At 69.7% G+C, this 18189-nt stretch carries 4 protein-coding genes; 2 read left to right on the top strand and 2 right to left on the bottom strand.

Features of this window, described 5'->3' with window-relative positions; translation table 11 throughout:
- Both SX243_05460 and SX243_05455 read left to right on the top strand, forming a co-directional pair.
- Positions 1 to 6267, top strand: coding sequence for an amino acid adenylation domain-containing protein (locus SX243_05460; protein ID MDY7092407.1), 6267 nt, complete (start codon positions 1 to 3; stop codon positions 6265 to 6267).
- The gene (locus SX243_05455) at positions 6267 to 17609 is read left to right on the top strand and encodes an amino acid adenylation domain-containing protein (protein ID MDY7092406.1); all 11343 of its coding nucleotides are present in this window, start codon (positions 6267 to 6269) and stop codon (positions 17607 to 17609) included. Before SX243_05460 ends, SX243_05455 begins: the two co-directional genes overlap by 1 nt.
- A gap of 11 nt (positions 17610 to 17620) precedes the next feature.
- Here the strand turns inward: SX243_05455 and SX243_05450 are convergent, their stop codons facing one another.
- Together SX243_05450 and SX243_05445 are read right to left on the bottom strand one after the other, a co-directional pair.
- Positions 17621 to 17875, bottom strand: coding sequence for a BrnA antitoxin family protein (locus SX243_05450; protein ID MDY7092405.1), 255 nt, complete (start codon positions 17873 to 17875; stop codon positions 17621 to 17623).
- The gene (locus SX243_05445) at positions 17872 to 18144 is read right to left on the bottom strand and encodes a BrnT family toxin (protein MDY7092404.1); all 273 of its coding nucleotides are present in this window, start codon (positions 18142 to 18144) and stop codon (positions 17872 to 17874) included. Before SX243_05445 ends, SX243_05450 begins: the two co-directional genes overlap by 4 nt.
- Positions 18145 to 18189 lie beyond the last annotated feature (45 nt).

Genomic DNA, 18189 nt, shown 5'->3' with positions numbered 1-18189 from the left:
GTGCGGCTGGGCCATCGGGACCACGCTCTGGTGCTGGTGGTGCACCACATCGTCTCCGACGGTTGGTCTCAGGGGATCCTCTTCGAGGAGCTCGGGCAGCTCTACGGTGCTCTCACTGATGCTCTCACTGGTGCCCTCCCTGGAGCCTACAACGGCCCCGGGGATCCGGCTGGGGAGCCGATTCTTCCACCCCTGCCGGTGCAATACGCGGACTACGTACTGTGGCAGCGGCGGCGCTTGGAGGGGGACCGCCGGTCGCGGCAGCTCGAATTCTGGCGCCGCCGGCTGGAGCCCGTTCCCTGGACCCTGGAGCTGCCCACGGATCGGCCCCGGCCGGCGGTGGAGAGCCACCGAGGGGCGGCCCTGCCGGTGCGCCTGCCGGCGGCCTTGGTGCCGCGGCTGGAGCGCCTCGCCCGGGACCACGACGGCACCCTCTTCATGGTCCTCCTGGCAGCCTTCGGAGCACTTCTGAGCCGGCTGGCGGGGCAGGATGCTCTGTTGGTGGGGACGCCGGTGGCAGGGCGGCCCCGGCCCGAGCTGGAAGGTATCGTCGGGCTCTTCGCCAACACCCTGGCGCTGCCGGTGAATCTTGCTTCAGAAGCCGAGGCCGAGCTCACCGGTGCGGCGCTGCTGGCGCGGATGCGGGCCGCCGTGCTCGCCGCCTTTGAGCACCAGGAGTTTCCCTTCGAGGGGCTGGTGGCGGAGCTCAACCCGGAGCGCACCCGGGACCGCCATCCCCTCTTCCAGGTGATGTTGACGCTGCAGAACCTGCCGCCCCGCCATCAGTCGGCGGGAGACCTGGAGCTGGAGGCGCTGGAAGCCGCCACCGGGGCCACCCGGGTGGATCTGACCCTGGAGCTCACCCAGCAGGACAGCGAGGTCTTCGGCGTGCTGGAGTACGCCGCGGATCTCTTCGACGCCACCACCGTGAACCGCTGGTGGGGGCATCTGGAGCGCCTCCTGGGCGAGCTCTGCCGCCACCCTGGGGCACCGCTGGCAGAGCTCGAAGTGCTCTCTCCGACCCAGCGCCGGCAGCTGCTCGGGGAGTGGGGGGACGGTGGCTTGGAAACCAGATTGGAGACCCAACTGGTGCCGTGGCTGTGGCGGCGGCTGTCGGACGAGGCCCACGGCGCCGGCGTCACGGGACCCGACGGCGAGCTTTGGAGCGGCCCCGATCTGCTCCGCCGCGCGGAAGTCCTGGCGGCCCGATTGGTGAATCTGGGGGCCGGCCCGGAACGCGGTGTGGGCCTCTTCCTGCACCGCTCGCCGGCCTTGGTGCCGGCGCTGTTGGGGGTCCTGCGCTCCGGCAGCTACTACGTGCCCTTGGATCCAGCCTTCCCGCCGGAGCGCCTGCGCTTCATGGCCCAGGACGCCGGGCTGGCGGTGCTGCTGGTGGATGGGGAGGGCGACGATGCGGCAGTCCTGGATCTGCCGGCGGAGGTGCCACGGCTGGTGCTGGATCCTCAGGGAGGCTGCACCTCGACCGACGCCTCTGGGGCCCCGGGGGAGCTCCCTCCGCTCGAGAATCTGGACGGCGCGAGCCTCGCCTACGTGCTCTACACCTCCGGCTCCACCGGCCGGCCCAAGGGGGTGGAGGTGCCGCGGGGCGCCCTCGCCGCCTTCCTCGCCGCCATGGCCCAAGAGCCGGGCCTGGAATCCTCCGACGTGCTGGTGGCGGTGACCACCCTTTCCTTCGACATCGCCGGCCTGGAGCTCTTCCTGCCTCTGGTCTGCGGCTCCCGATTGGTGGTGGCCAGTAGACGCCAGGGGGCCACCGGCGAGGCGCTGGCGGAGCTGCTGGAAGAGAGCGGTGCCACCGCCCTGCAGGCGACGCCGGCCACCTGGCGATTGCTCCTGGAGGTCGAGGGCTGGACGCTGAGGAAGATCTTGAGCGGCGGCGAGGCGTTGCCGAGAGACCTGGCGGCGGCACTGGCGGCTCGGTTGTCGAAGGGGTTGAAGACGGGGCTGGAGCGGAGCTCGCCTGCGGAAGGCTCCGGCCCCGGCCTGTGGAACCTCTACGGTCCCACCGAGACCACCGTCTGGTCCGCTCGCCGGCGGCTGGCGTCGAACCCCTCAAATCTGGATCAGACCGTCACCGTCGGTGGCCCCATTGAAGGCACTCGCCTCTACGTCCTCGACCGCGGTTTCCGGCCGGTGCTGCCCGGGGCGCCGGGGGAGCTCTTCGTCGGCGGCGCCGGCGTCACCCGCGGCTACCGTAGCCGCCCGGCGCGCACCGCCGGCGCCTTCGTTCCCGATCCCCTGGGCGAGGAGCCCGGCGGGCGCCTCTACCGCACCGGCGACCGGGTGCGCTGGCGCGCCGACGGCCGGCTGGAGTTCCACGGCCGCTGGGACGCCCAGGTCAAGGTGCGGGGCTACCGCATCGAGCTCGGGGAAGTGGAGGCGGCCCTGGAAGCCCATCGGTCGGTGGCCCAGGCGGCGGTGAAGGTGGTGGACGGGGCAGATGCGGGCGCGCGGCTGGCGGCCTTCCTGGTGCCGGCGGACTCCGAAGAGACCCTGGAAGAGGCGGCTCTGCGTCGGGATCTGGGGGAGCGGCTGCCCGCCTACATGGTGCCGTCGAGCTTCACGGTGCTGGAGGAGCTGCCCCTCACCGCCAACCGCAAGGTGGACCGCCGGCGGCTGCCGGAGCCCGGCGGCGCGGGACTGGCCCGGGCGCCCCACTTGCCGCCCCGCACCCCCGACGAGGAGGCGGTGGCGGCGATCTGGAGCCAGGTGCTGGACCGGGACGAGGTGGGGGCGCTGGACGACTTCTTCCTCCTCGGTGGCCACTCGCTGCTGGCCACCCGGGTGGTGGCCCGGCTGCGGGAGAGCTTGGGCGTCGAGCTACCGGTGGCGACCCTCTTCGACGCCTCGACGGTGGAGGCCCTGGCTCTGCGGGTGGCGGAAGCGCGAGACGAGGCCCGAGAGGGGGGCGGAGCGGGCGGCGAGGAGGAAGTGCCCCTGACCGTGGTGCCGGCGGAGGAGCGTCGGCGCCTGCCGTTGTCCTTCTCCCAGCTGCGCCAATGGTTCCTCGACCAGCTGGAGCCCGGCACCCCGGCCTACAACCTGCCCACCGCCGTGGCCCTGGTAGGAGATCTGGACGAGGCCGCCCTCGAACGGGCCCTCCAGGCTCTGGTGCAGCGCCACGAGATCCTGCGCACCCGCTTCGTGGCGGCGAGCCCGGAGCCGGTGCAGGTGGTGGAGGAAGATTTCGAGCTGCCGCTGCATCGCTTCGACCTGCGGCCGCTGCCGCCGGCGGAGCGGGAGGAGGCCTTCCGGCAACGGGCAGAAGAGGAGAGCGCCCACTCCTTCCGCCTCGACGAGCTGCCGCTGCTGCGGGCGGCGCTGGTGCGCATGGAGGAGCAGGAGTGGCGACTGCTGCTGACGGTGCACCACATGGTCACCGACGGCTGGTCCTTCGGTATCTTGCTGCGGGAGGTGGCGGAGCTCTATGGGGCGATCGTGGAAGCGCAAAACCCCGCCGCGGCGCTGCCCCCGCTGCCGCTTCAATACGGCGACTACGCCAGCTGGCAGCGGCGGCGGTTGCAGGGGGAGCGCCTCGAGGCGGAGCTGGACTTTTGGCGCCGCAGCCTGGCGGACGGCGGCTCGCCGCCCCTGGCCCTGCCCACGGACCATCCCCGGCCGGCGATGCAGAGCTTCCGCGGAGACCAGATCCCCTTCGTGGTGGAAGGGCCGCTGCGGCGCCGCTTGGAGGAGCTGGCCCGCCGCCACGCCGGCAGCCTGCACATGGTGCTCACCGCGACCCTGGAGGCGCTCTTCTACCGCTACACCGGCCAGACCGACCTCACCGTCGGCACCTTCGTCGCCGGCCGCACTCGGCCGGAGCTGGAGGGCCTCATCGGCTTCTTCGTCAACACTCTGGCGCTACGCACCCGCTTCGCCCCGGACGCGCCCTTCGAGGAGCTTCTGACCGGCGTTCGGAGCACCACCCTGGGGGCCTACAACCATCAGCAGATTCCCTTCGAAAAACTCCTGGAGGAGGTGCAGCCGGAGCGGGACATGAGCCGCACGCCCCTCTTCCAGGTCATGTTGGTGCTGCAGAACGTGCCGGTGAGCAAGAGCCTGGAGGTGCCCGGCGTCGAGCTGCGTACCGCCGAGGCGGGGCATCTGGGGCGCGCCAACTTCGATCTCACCTTCTGGATCTTCGAAACCGTGGACGGCCTGCGGGGGCAGCTGGAGTACAACCGCGACCTCTTCGAGCCGGCGAGCGTCGAACGCTTCCTGGCCCACTACCAGGCTCTGCTCACGGCGGTGGCGGAGGAGCCCGGGGCACGGCTCTCCCGCCTGCCGCTGGTGGCGGAGGCGGAGCGGCGCCAGCTGCTGGAGGAGTGGAATCGGCCGCTGGTGCCTCGGGAGCCTGAGGCCGCGTCCGGGACGGTGGTGGAAGCTTGGTTCCGCCGGGTGCAGGAGGCGCCGTCGCTGCCGGCGCTGCGGGAAGGATCTCGGCGGCTGACCTACGGCGAGCTGGCCACCGCAGTGCAGCGGCTGGCGGCGCGTCTCGCCGACGCCGGGGCCGGGCCGGAGACGGTGGTAGCCCTCTCCTTCCCCCGCGGCGTCGAGCAGATGGTGGCGGTGCTGGCGACCCTGGCGGTGGGAGCCGCCTACGCGCCGCTGGACCCGGCGCTGCCACCGCGGCGGTTGGAGGCGATGGTGGAGGATTCCGGCGCGCGGCTGCTGCTGATCGGCGCAGCGCAAGAGCCACCGCTGGCCGCCGACTTCCTCGAAGAGCGGGGGCTCGCGGTGCTGGCAGTGGGGGACGAGGATTCCCGCGAGGTTCCGATGGAGAGGGATTGGCGGCCGGTGGCGCCGGACCCTCAGTCTCTGGCCTACATCATCTTCACCTCCGGCTCCACCGGCCGCCCCAAGCCGGTGGGAATTTCCCACGGCGCCCTCGCCAACCACACCGCCGACGCCGTCGCCACCTATGGTGTGGGAGCGCAGGATCGGCTGCTGCAATTCGCCTCCCTGAGCTTCGACGCCAGCGCCGAAGAGATCTATCCGGCCCTCACCACCGGTGCCGAGCTGGTGCTGCGGGACGAGGAGATGCTGGCGACGCCGGGGGACTTCCTCGCCGCCTGCGGTCGGCTGGGGATTACCGTGCTCAACCTCCCCACCGCTTACTGGCACGCGCTCACCGCCGACGGCGGAACGCTGCCGGAGTGCGTGACGCGGGTGATCATCGGCGGTGAGAAGGCGCGGGTGGATGCCCTGGAGGCCTGGCAGGAGCGCCATGGGGAAAGCTCGGCGCTGTACAACACCTACGGCCCCACCGAGGCGACGGTGGTGGCGGCGCGGTGGCAGGCCGACGGAGACACGGACTTGGCGGCGGAGGTGCCCATCGGCCGGCCGCTGGGCGGCTGCCGCCTCTACGTCCTGGACCGCGACGGCGAGCCCCTACCGGTGGGGGTGCCGGGGGAGCTCTACATCGCCGGCGCCGGCCTTGCCCGGGGGTATTTGGGCCGCCCCGGGGACACCGCTCGGGTCTTCCTGCCGGATCCCTTCGGCGCCGCGGCGGGGGCGCGGCTGTACCGCACCGGCGACCTCGGCCGCTGGCGTCACGACGGCCTGCTGGAATGCCTGGGCCGCCAGGACCACCAGGTCAAGGTGCGGGGCTACCGCATCGAGCTGGGGGAGATCGAAGCCTGCCTGCGGGCGGAGACGGCGGTGGCGGAGGCGGTGGTGGACGTGCGGAGGACGGCGGATTCGAGCCCGGAGGCTGCCTCGGCGCGGCTGGTGGCGTGGGTGGTGCCGGCGCCGGAAGCTTCCCAAGAAACCACCCAGCTCGATGCCGACGCCCTCCGCGAGGCTCTGCGGCAGCAGCTTCCGGAGTACATGCTTCCGGCGGTCTTCGTGCCCTTGGACGAGATGCCCCTGACCACCGCCGGCAAGGTAGATCGCCGGGCGCTGCCGGATCCCGACCCCGCCGCCCGCACCACAGGCCGTGAGTTCGTGGCACCGGAGACGCCGTCGGAGCAGACCCTGGCGGCGATGGTGGAGGAGCTCCTGGGGGTCGAGGGGGTGGGGATCTACGACAGCTTCTTCGACCTCGGCGGCCACTCCATGCTGGCGACTCAGTACCTCTCCCGCATCCGCGACGCCTTCGAGGTGGAGCTGCCCCTGCGCACCCTCTTCGAGGCACCCACCGTGGCCTCCCTGGCGGTGAGCGTGGAGGAGGCGATCCTGGCGGAGCTGGAAGCGCTGGAGGCTCTGCTGGAGGACGAGGAAGACGATGAGGGGATGCAGGGCTGATGAGCTCGCGGGATTCCTCTACGGCGGCACCGACGGCGACCTCCAGCGTCGCCGAGGCGGCCCATGCAGACTGGACCGCCGAGCGGTGGTCCGGGGAGCCGATCCACCAGATCGTAGCTCGCCATGCTCGGGACCGGCCGCGGTCGACGGCGGTGTGCTGGATCGGAGAGGACGGTGCCGAGTACACCTGGACCTACCAGCAGCTGGACCGGTGGTCGACGGCCTTCGCGCGGCATCTGGCTCGAAGCTTCACCGGCGATCCGGAGCCCCGGGTAGGGGTTCTGCTACCGCCGGGACCGGCACGCATCGGTGTTATGCTGGCCATCTGGAAAGCCGGCGGGGTCTTCGTGCCCATGGAGCCGGAGGATCCTCCCCACCGGCTGCGCATGCTGGCTTCGGACGCCGGGGTGCAGACGCTGGTGGTGGACGGCGAGGGGGTTGCTCCGCAGGTCGTCGCTGAGGTCAGCGCCGCCGCTGGGCTGGCTACGGAAGGGGTTCTGGACCTCTCCTCCCTCGAGGTCGCGAAGCTTTTGGACAGGGACGAGCCTGCGGAGAGCAGCGCCGATGCCGCGTTGCCGGAGGAGACCGATCCCGCCCGTCTGGCCTACATTTTCTTCACTTCCGGCTCCACCGGCCGTCCCAAGGGAGTGGCCATTCCCCACGGCGGCATCGCCTGCTATTGCGCGGCGGTGCGCCAGACCTACCCTATGGGCGAGGCGGATCGGGCCCTGATCATGGGCTCCTACTGCTTCGATCTTTTCCTCCAGCAGGCGCTGCCCAAGCTCACCGCCGGGGTCGGGCTGGTCCTGAGCGGGGCGCCGCCCTGGGCTCCGGAGGAGCTCTTGGACCGCGTCATCGAGCACGGCATCACCATCGCGGAGGTGACCACCGCCTATTGGCAGCAGTGGGCTCAATTCCTGCCGCTGATGGAGACAGACGGTGAGTCGGCGGCAGGACGGTCCACGAATCACCCCTTGCGGCTGGTCTCCACCGGCGGCGACGCGATGTCCGCCTCGGCGGCCCGGCGCTGGCACCGGACGGTGCTCCGCGGCGTGCCGGTGGCCAACATCTATGGCCCCACCGAGGCGGTGGTCAGCGCCACCCAATATCCGGTCCGCGCCGAGACCGTCGAGGTGGACTGCGCCGAACGCACTCCCATCGGCAAGCCCTGGCCTCTGCGCAAAGTTCTGCTCCTCGACGAACGGGGGCTGCCGGTGCCTCCGGGAGAAGTGGGGGACATCGGCTTGGGTACCGAATCCGCTCCCGGTCAGCACCTGGCTCGGGGCTATTGGTGCCGGCCCGCCCTCACCGCGGAGCGCTTCCGGCCCGACCCCGAGAGCGAGATCCCCGGAGCTCGGATCTACCTCACCGGCGACCTCGGCAGCTTCCGCTCCGGTGGGCTACTGGACTTCCATGGGCGGCGGGACTTCCAGGTCAAGCTGCGGGGCTTTCGCATCGAGCTGCAGGAGATCGAAGCGGAGCTGATGGAACACCCGGCGGTAGGGGAGGCGGCGGTGCGGGTGTGGTCCCCCGAGTCGAGAGAAGGGTCTGGGAATCGAAGAGAGAGCGGTGAGCTGACCCGAGAGCGGCTGGTGGCCTACGTGGCTCCGGCTCGGGGCCAGGTGCCCCTGGAGGAAGGACTGGCCGAGACACCCGCGGCGGAGGACTCGCTGCTGGTGACTCTGCGTCACCACCTGCTGGAACGGCTGCCGGGGTACATGGTGCCGGCGGTTTTCGTCTTCCTCGACGAGCTGCCTCAGAACAGCGTCGGCAAGCTCGACCGCCGCGCCTTGCCGGATCCGTCGCCGGAGGCGCTACATCGCTCCGGGGCCGGCCAGCGACCTCGGGACAGCGCCGAGGAGTTGGTGGCAGAGATCTTCCGAGACGTGTTGAGTCTGGATGATGTGGCGGTGGACGAAAACTTCTTCGACCTGGGGGGGCATTCGCTGCTGGCGACGCGGGTGATGGCGCGGGTGCAGAGCACCTTCGGCGTCGATATGACCCTGGAGGAGCTCTTCCAGCGGCCGACGGTGGAGGGGTTGGCGCGCACTGCCACCGCCGCCCGCCGCGGCCGCACCCTGCCGCCGCTGGAGCCCGGCCCCTCGGACGAGGGGCTGCGGGACGACGCCCCGCCTCTCTCCTACACCCAGGAGCGCTTCTGGCTGCTGGCCCAGATCCACCGCGGCACCAGTCAATACTGCCTGCCCTACGCTCTGGAGGCCCGGGGTGAGCTGAGCACGCGGGCTTTGGAGGTGGCCCTCGAGCGTCTGCTCCACCGCCACCGGGTGCTGCGGGCGGTGTTCCCGGCGCGGGACGGCAAGCCGGTGCAGCGCATCCGGCCGGCAAGCCCCCTGCGCTTGCCCATCGTCGACCTCTCTCGTCTCGCGGCCGGGATTGAGGATCGAGCCGAAGATCGGGCCGAGGTGGAAGCGCGGGCTCTCGCCGCCGCCAACGCCCGGCTGCCGTTGGACGTGGAAGCTGGCCCCCTGACCCGCTTCGCCGTCCTACGGTTGAACCGCCGGTGTCACGTGGTGCTGCTCAATCAACATCACATCGTCGCCGACGGTTGGAGTCTGGGGGTGATGATCGAAGAGATCTCCGCCGTCTACAACGCCCGGCTCCGGCAGCAGGAACCGGAGCTGCGAGAGCTACCGGTGCAATATGAGGATTACGCCCGCTGGCAGCGCAGCTGGCTCGACGGCGAGGCGTTGGAGAGCGAGCTGGCAGCGTGGCGACAGCTGCTGGGGGAGCAGGTGCCACGGCTCCAGTTGCCGGGCATGGGGGGCGCGCAGGGTTCGGCTCTGGAAGCCTTGGAGCGCTCCGTGCCACAGGAGCTGGAAGCGCGGCTGCAGCGGCTGGGGCAGACCCACGGAACGACCCTCTTCATGACCTGTCTGGCAGCTTTGGGAGCGGTGTTGGGGCGCTGGGGACGGGAGCAGAAGGTGGTGGTGGGGACGCCGGTGGCGAATCGCCAGCGGCAGGAGGTGGAGGGGTTGATGGGCTGCTTCGTCAACACCCTGGTGATGCCGGTGGACTTGCACGGCGATCCGGCGGTGGCGGAGCTGCTGCGCCGGGTGCGTCGCTCCACCCTCACCGCCTATGCCCATCAGGATCTGCCCTTCGAGCGCCTGGTGCAGGCCTACAACCCCGACCGCGGCGATCTCAACCCCCTCTTCCAGGTCTTCTTCACCGTTCAGAGCCTGGAGCTGCCCCAGCTGCGGCTCAGTGGTCTGGAGGTGGAGCCCTTGGGCACCGGCGGTGCCGGCGGCAACGCTCGCTTCGATCTCTGCCTGGTGATCAGCCAGACCGAGGCGCGGACCGCCGCGGTGCTCAGTCACCGCAGCCTGCCGCCGGCGGTGGCGGAGGGGATCTTCGACGACTTCTTCCGGGTCTTGGAAGAGCTGGCGACGGCTGCCGATGAAAAACAGGCTGAGGACTATCTGGAGGAGCTTGCCCTTAGCCGGCTGCCGTTGATTGACGACGAGGAGCTGGAGCGCCTGCACCAGGCGGAGACCGCCGGCGCCGGGTCGGCCGAGGCGAAGCCGGCCCAGTCCGACCAGCTCGCCCAGCCCGCCCAGGAGGCCGACGCCGCGGAGAAGCGGCGGCGGGAAGCGAAGCGGGTGGCGGATCGCCGCAGCAAGCTGGCGGCCAAGCTCGACAAATTGCCGCCGGCTTTGCGGGCGAAATTCGAAAAGCGGCTCCAGGGAGCTCCCGACTCACCCGGCTCACCCGACTCACCCGACTCACCCGACTCACCCACCGTAGCCTCCGGGCCTCGGCGGTCGCAGGAGGTGTCTGAGGAACCCTCCGCTGAGGCCGGAAAGGCTCCCACAGCAGTTCCTCGGGAGGGGGAGATCCCTCGTCGGCAGACCGGCGACCGGGCGCCGCTGAGCTTCGCCCAGGAGCGGCTGTGGTTCCTGGACCGGCTGGAGCCGGGCTCCGCCACCTACAACATTCCCCTGGTGGTGCCGTTTCCCAAGGCTCCGCAGGTGCGGCCTTTGCTGCAGGCCCTGGCCGCGGTGACGGCGCGCCACGAGGTGCTGCGCACGACCTTCTTGTCCCCGCGGGATGCCAGTTCCCAGGCCGAAGGCTCCGGGGCGGCAGACTCCGGGGCAGCGGTGCAGATCATCCACCCCGCCGATGCGGCCCTCCCGAACTTGCCGCTGGTGGATCTCTCCGGGCTGCCCGCCGCTGGGGCGCAGGCGGCGGACCAGGCCTTGCGGCAGGCCGATGCTCTGGGCGCTTTCGATCTCCAGCACGGCCCCCTGCTGCGCGCGCGGCTCCTGCTGCTCCCCGGCGGCGGCGCTGAGCTGCTGATCAACCTGCATCACATCGTCTTCGATGGCTGGTCGTCGCCGATCCTGGCGCGGGAGCTGGAGGCGCTCTACCTGGAGCACGCGGGGGGACCGCCGGCGCGGCTGCCGGAGCTGCCGATTCAATACGGTGACTACGCCGCCTGGCAGCGCCGCTGGCTCCAGGGCGATCGGCTGGAGGCTCAGCTCGGCTATTGGCGGCAGCGCCTGGCGGAAGCACCGCCGGTCCTCGAGCTGCCCACGGACCACCCGAGGCCGCCGGTGCAGACCTACAGCGGATCCCAGGTGCGGGTGGAGCTGCCGGCTTCGGTGGGGCGCGGACTGGCGGCGCTATGGCGGCGCCCCGGGGTCACCGACTTCATGATCCTGCTGGCGGCCACCTACCTCTTCCTCTTCCGCTTGACCCGCCGCCGGGATCTGCTGGTGGGCACCGCCATCGCCGGCCGCAACCGCAGCCAGCTGGAAGCGCTCATCGGCTTCTTCGTCAACACCCTGGTGCTTCGCACCGCGACGGACGGCTCGAAGAGCTTTCAGCAGCTGCTGGATGCGGTGCGGGAGACCACTCTCGGTGCCTACGAGCATCAGGATTTGCCCTTCGCCCGGCTGGTGGAGGAGCTGCAGCCGGAGCGGGATCCGGGCTACTCACCATTCTTCCAGGTGATGCTGGTGGTGGAGGAGGCGGCGGCGCAAGCCGGCATCGAGACGACTTGGATGTTGGCGAAATTCGATCTGACGGTGGTTTTCGAGCACCACCGCGCCGCTGCCGACTCCGACGATGGAGGAGCCGAGAGGTGGTCGCTGATCCTCGACTACAACACCGACCTCTTCGACGCCACCACCGTCACTCGCTGGGCAGGAGGATTGAGCCGGCTGTTGTCTGCGGCGCTGGAGTCTCCCGAGCGCTCTCTCGGCGAGCTGCCGTGGCTCAGCCGGGCTCAGCGGCATCAGCTGCTGGCTGAGTGGAACGACACCGGTGCCGGCGATGGGACGGCGCTGGTGCCGGACCTGGTCGTCGAGCAAGCGCGGCGGCATCCCGACGGGACGGCGCTGGTGTTCGGAGACGAGGCCTGGAGCTACGGTGATCTGGAGCGCTGGAGCCGCCGGTGGGCGCAGGCGATGGCAACCTTGGGAGTGCGCGGCCAGGTGGTGGTGCTGTCGATTCCGCGGACGCCCCTCTTCATGGCCGCGGCGCTGGCGGTATTGCGGGCCGGTGGTTGCTATGCCTTCCTCGACCCCTCGTGGCCCTTCCAGCGGGGCCGGACCCTGGTGGACGACAGCGACTGCCCGTTGGTGCTCACCACCACGGACTTGGCTTCCCGGGTTCCCGAGGGACCGGTCGTCTGGGCGGTGGACGAGCCGGTCCCGTCTCTTTCGGAGTCCTCGGCGGAGAGTGGGGATCTGCCATCCATCGATCCTCGCGACCTGGCCTATGTAATCTACACCTCGGGCTCCACCGGCAAGCCCAAGGGGGTGGCGGTGACCCACGGCGGGCTCGCCAACCTGATGGCCTGGGTTCGCGACCTGCACCGCCTCGAGCCCGGTGAGCGATCGTCCCAGATCGCTTCCTTGAGCTTCGATGTGTCGGTCCTGGAGACCTGGAAGGCGTTGACCTCGGGAGCCGAGATGCACCTGGTGGCGGAGGAGTTGCGGCTGGATCCGGTGGCCCTGTCGAAGTGGGTCGAGAAGCAGGGAATTCACTCCTTCTTCGCCCCGACTCCCATCGCCGAGCAGATCTTCCAGCTGCCGGCCTCGAGCTTGACCTCCGTGCGCATCCTCACCACGGGGGGTGAGCGTCTCGACGGCTGGCCCCAGGTAGGCGCTTCCTACCGTACGGTGGACTACTACGGTCCGGCGGAGGCCGCGGTGGTGACCAGCTCTCGTACCGTCGAGCCCCGAGGCTCCGGTGCGGTGCACAACATCGGCCGGCCTCTGCCGGGGCTGCGCGCCTGGGTGGCGGCGCCGGATCTTCGTCCAATGGCTCCTGGGACGGTTGGAGAGATCGTCGTCTCGGGGATCGGCGTCAGCCGAGGCTACGTCGGCCAGCCCGGTCTCACCGCTGAGCGCTTCGTTCCCGACCCCACGGCTCCAGAGTCTGGTGCCCGCCTCTATCGCACCGGCGACCTGGGCCGGACCATGGTGGACGGTCGCTTGCGCTACGAAGGCCGCCAGGACCACCAGGTCAAGCTGCGCGGACTGCGCATCGAGCTCGGGGAGATCGCCGCCCAGCTGACCGCTCACCCCGCGGTGCTTCAAACGGAGATCTTGCTGTGGGGCGCCGCGGGTCTGGGGGAAGGTGATCTGCGCCAGCTGGTCGCCTATGTGGTGGCCGCCGAGACCGAGGACTTTGCCCAGGCCGAGGATCCGCAACCGTTGATCGCTTGGTTGCGGGAACGATTGCCAGAGTACATGGTGCCCACCGCTTGGGTCTTTCTCGAGGCCCTGCCTCTCACCGTCAACGGCAAAACGGACCGCCGAGCCCTGCCGGCTCCGACGGCTCCCAAGGCTTCCGCCGTCGAGGGCTGGCGCTCACCGGAGGAAGAATTGGTCGCCCAGGTCTGGGAGCAAGTTCTGGGGCGCCCGGTCGTCGATGCCGGCAGTGACTTCTTCACCCTCGGGGGGCACTCCCTGTTGGCGACTCAGGTCGTGGGCCGATTGGAGCAGGTGCTGGGCTGCGAGATGACGCTCCGCCGCTTCTTCGAGGCTCCGACGGTGCGCGGGTTAGCGACGGCGATTCAGGATCTGCGGGCCGCGGGAACGGCTTCCGCGGCGCGGCGGCCTCCGCTGGCTCCCCAGCCTCGGGAAGGCGCAGGCTTCGAAGGCCCTCTCTCCTTCGCCCAGTCGCGGCTTTGGTTCCTCGATCGGTTGGAGGCTCCCGACAGTCCCGGCCGAGCCGCCTACAACATTTCTCTGGCTCAGGATCTGGACGAGACGCCCTCAAATCAAGATCTGGAGCGTGCCTTGAGATGGCTCATCGAACGCCACGAGAGTCTGCGCACCACCTTCGCCGAGCGGGACGGCGAGCCGGCGCAGGTGGTGCATCCGCCGCCGAGCCCAGCCTCGGGATCGGGGCGGCCCTTCCGGCTGCCGGTGGTGGATCTCGGGAGGCTGGGCGAATCTCCCCTCGGTGACCGTGGGGAAGCCGAGGCGCGGCGCCTGGAGGAGCTTGCCGGCACCCTGCCCTTCGATTTGGAGCGCGGCCCGCTGCTGCGAGGGTTGGTCCTACGCCGGCGCCAAGGCTCTCCCCGAAGACTGCTCCTGACCCTGCACCACATCGTCTCCGACGGCTGGTCCATGGGGGTCCTGCAGCGGGAGGTGCAGACTGCTTGCGAGACCTTGGCGGCCCACGGCCGGTTGCCGAAGGAGGGAGAGATTTCTCCGTTGCCGGTCCAATACCCGGATTACGCGCTCTGGCAGCGTAGCTGGCTGCGGGATGAGGAGCTGGAGCGGCAGCTGAGCTTCTGGCGCGACGCGTTGGAGGACGCTCCCGTCGAGTTGGAGCTGCCTCGGGACCGCCCCCGGCCGCCGGTGCAGGACACTCGCGGCGCTGCCATCGAGCGGCGCCTGGGAGGGTCGTCGGCGGATCTCGGTGGCCGCCTGGACGCCGTCGGCCGGCGCTGCGGCGCCACCGCCTTCATGGTGGTGACGGCGGCGGTGGGAGCGCTCTTGGCGCGGGCCGCGGTGCAGCCCGAGGTGGTGTTGGGTACGCCGGTGGCCGGGCGTCGGCACCCGGCGCTGGAAGATCTCATCGGCTTCTTCGTCAACACCCTGGTGCTGCGGATCTCTCCGGCCTCGGCGCGGACCTTCCAGCGACTGGTGGAGCAGGTCCGCCCCCACGCCCTGGACGCCTACGCCCACCAGGACCTGCCGTTCGAGAAGCTGGTGGACGAGCTGGGCATCGAGCGCTCCCTGACCCGGCCTCCGCTCTTCCAGGCGATGGTGGTGTTTGAAGACGGGGGGGAGGAGTCGGAGGACGCACTACAGCCGGCGGGAGGGCGTGTTCTGGCTCCACCGCGGCCGGCGGCGGCCAAATTCGACCTCAGCCTGTCGGTGGAGCGCCGTGGCAAGAGTCTGACCGCCCGCGCCGAATACGCCATCGCCCTCTTCGACCCCACCACCATCCACCGCCTGCTGGGGCAGCTGGACCGGCTGCTGACAGCGGTGCTCGAAAAGCCCGAGGCTGAGCTCTATGACCTGCTGCTGCTGACTCCGGCCCAACGACATCAGCTGGCGGTGGAGTGGGCTCAGGGCGAGCCTTCGAGGCAGATCGAGCCCGGCGATAGCCTGCACCGGCGATTCTTCGCCCAAGCCCGCCGGACCCCCGACGCCGAGGCTGTGGTCTGGAAGACCGAGACCTGGACCTACGACCAGCTGGCCGCCGAGGTCGAGGACCTGGCCCATCGGCTGAAGGCTCTCGGAGTCCACCGCGGCTCCCGGGTGGCGGTGAGCCTGGAGAGGAACCCTCGCCTGGTCGTGGCCCTCCTGGCGACCCTCACCGCCGGCGCAGCCTACGTGCCGGTGGATCCCAGCTATCCCCTGGAACGGCGTCGGCTGATGGTGGCGGATTCGGGGGCGGTGCTGGTGCTGCTGTCGGGCTCTCCGGAAGATGAGAAAGGCGAAAATTCCTACCCGATTCCGGCGCTGTTGATGCCGGAAACCGTTGGAAATAAAGCTCCTTCCAAGGGTGGTACCCACTTGTTGGTTCCGCCCGAGGCGAGGGCTTCAGAAGGTGGTACCCACTTGTTGACGGGCCCCTTTTTGACGGGCCCTGGGACGGGGGTTTCAGAAGGTGGTACCCACTTGTTGGATGGCCCTTCTCAGAGGGGTGGTACCCACTTGTTGGATTCCTCGTTGGGTTCGTTGGGGGTTGAGGCTGGAGAGGGGGATCTGGCCTACCTGATCTACACCTCCGGCTCCACCGGCAAGCCCAAGGGCGTGGCCATCGAGCACGGCAGTGCCCTGGCCATGCTCGATTGGGCGGAGGGAGTTTTTGCGGCGCCGGAGCTGGCCGGGGTGTTGGCCTCGACATCCATCAGTTTCGACCTGTCGGTCTTCGAGCTCTTCCTGCCGCTCACCCGGGGCGGGACGGTGGTGTTGGTGGGGGATGCTCTGGAGTTGGCGGGAGAGGAGACGGTGGCAGGGGAGGTCGAGGTGACGCTGATCAACACCGTGCCTTCGGTGATGGCGGAACTGCTGCGGGTGGGAGCGGTGCCGGCGTCGGTGCGGACGGTGAACCTGGCGGGGGAGCCGCTGCCCCAGCCGCTGGTGGATCAGCTCTTCGCGTTGGGCACCGTGGAGCGGGTATGGAATCTCTATGGACCGTCGGAGGATACGACCTACTCGACCTTCGCTGCGATGCGCGCCGGCGAGGAAGGACCGGTGCCTATCGGGCGGCCGGTGGCGGGAACTCGGGCGGACGTGGTGGGGCCGGACTCTCCAGGCGAAAGCGGAGACCATCTTCCCCTGGGCTCGCCGGGGGAGCTCTATCTCGCCGGGGCCGGGGTGACGCGGGGTTATTGGGGACGGCCACGGTTCACCGCGGAGCGCTTCTTGCCGGACCCGCGGGCCGAGGAGCCGGGAGGACGCCGCTACCGCACCGGGGATCGGGTGTGCTGGAACCGCTGGGGCGAATTGGAGTACTTGGGCCGCCTCGACCACCAGATCAAACTCCGGGGCTTCCGCATCGAGCTAGGGGAGGTCGAGGCCGCCTTGACCTCCCTGCCGGGAGTGGAGGAGGCGGCGGTGACGGTGCGCGGAGAAGGCGGTGGCGCTCGGCTCGTGGCCTATTTTGCCGGCGAGGGAGACGAGGGGGAGCTCCACGGCGCCTTGGCGCAACGTTTGCCGGAGCACATGGTGCCGGCCTCCTGGGTTCACCTGCCGGCGCTGCCCCGCACCTCCAACCGCAAGATCGACCGCCGGGCGCTGGCGGCCATTCCGCTGGCTTCCCAGGAGACGGAGCCCGACACGACCCATCCTCCCCGGGACGAGCTGGAAGCCCGGCTGCTGGAGGTCTGGTGCCGGCTGTTGGAGCGCGACGACCTGGGGGTGCGCTCCGACTTCTTCGCTTCCGGCGGCCATTCCCTGCTGGCGGTGCGGCTGGTGGCCCAGGCGGAGCAGGCCTTCGGGCAACGGCTGCCGCTGACCAGCATCTTTCAGCACCCGACGGTGGAGTCGCTGGCGCAGCGTCTGCGGTCTTCCTCGGGATCCGATAGGTCGGCTCGGGAATCGCTGGTTCCTCTGCAGATTGCCGAGGAGTCTTCCGCTCCACCCCTCTTCTTGGTGCATCCTGTGGGAGGGACGGTGTTCTGCTACCAGCCTCTGGTGCGGGGATTGTCTGACGATTTGCCCGTCTATGGCCTGCAGACTCCGGACGATCTGCTGGTGGAGGAGGGCTCGGGACGGTTGGAGCGCATGGCGGAGCGCTACCTGCAGGAGGTGCATTCGGTGCAGCCCGAGGGGCCGTATCGGCTGGCGGGCTGGTCCATGGGCGGATCGGTGGCCTGGGAGATGGCCCGGCGCCTGCGGGAAGCCGGCGAGGAGGTCGAGTTTCTAGCCCTCCTCGACGTCGGAGCGCCACCCACCGCCGAGAGCCTGCGGGATCCGGAAGAGGCCGAGCTCCTGCGCGCCTTCCTCACCGACCTGGCCGGTGGAACCTTCCCATCGGTTCTCGAGGAGGTGCTGGCGGAGCCCGGCGAGGGCGAACCGTCCTGGCTCGCCCCGCTGCTGGAGCTGGCCCGGGCCGAGAGCCTGCTGCCCCCGGATGCCGGAGAAGCGGAGATCCTCCGACTCTGGCGAATCTTCCAGCACAACTACCGAGCCCTGGCCGGCTATGCTCCGGCTAACCTCGACATCCCGGTGCATCTCCTCACCACCGAGACCACCGCCGCCCAGGAACCCCTGGAGCGCTGGTCCGCCCTCGCCACCGCCGGGCTGCAACGCCACGCCCTCCCTGGCGATCACTACTCGCTGCTGCGGGAGCCGGTGGTGGGGAATCTAGCGCGGCAGCTGCGAGCGCTGCTGCGAGCTGGCTGAAGTGGGCTGAATTAGGAGCTGGTCGCCAGCTCCTCGCGAATGACCCGGCGGAGGGTATCTTCCAGTGGCTCTCGCTTCTGGCTTACATATTCGCGCAAGGCTGCATTGATCAGGGTCTGGTAGTTGCCACCGCCGGCTGCGTGGGTCTGACCTTTGAACCAATCCAGAAGATCCTGATCCAGCCGGATGGTGATGCGGGCTTTGTTCTTCGGTACGGGGACGACCGGTCCCCGCTTTCCTTGGCTGAAGTCGAATTCCTTGCTCATGGCTTGGCCTCGTATTGTCGGCGCTCCTTGCTCGTAGCGCGTCGGGCGGAGATCAATCGAATGCGGTCTCCGCGCCAGGTGAAGATCACCACCAGGAGTCGGCTGGTGTCGTCCATGCCCAGTGTCACATAGCGATCTTCATCATCGAATCGGTCATCTCGGACCGTAAGAGCCAACTCATCTTCTAGTGCCAGAACCGCATCGGCGAAGTCGATGCCATGCTTGCGTAGGTTGGCAGCGGCCTTCTTTGGATCCCATTCGAAGTCCACGGATCAGATTGTATGCACAAACGTGCTCTGCAGCAAGGCTTGAGA

This window comes from Acidobacteriota bacterium (genome assembly GCA_034211275.1).
GTDB lineage: Bacteria > Acidobacteriota > Thermoanaerobaculia > Multivoradales > JAHZIX01 > JAGQSE01.
This window is presented reverse-complemented; position numbering and strand designations above follow the sequence as displayed.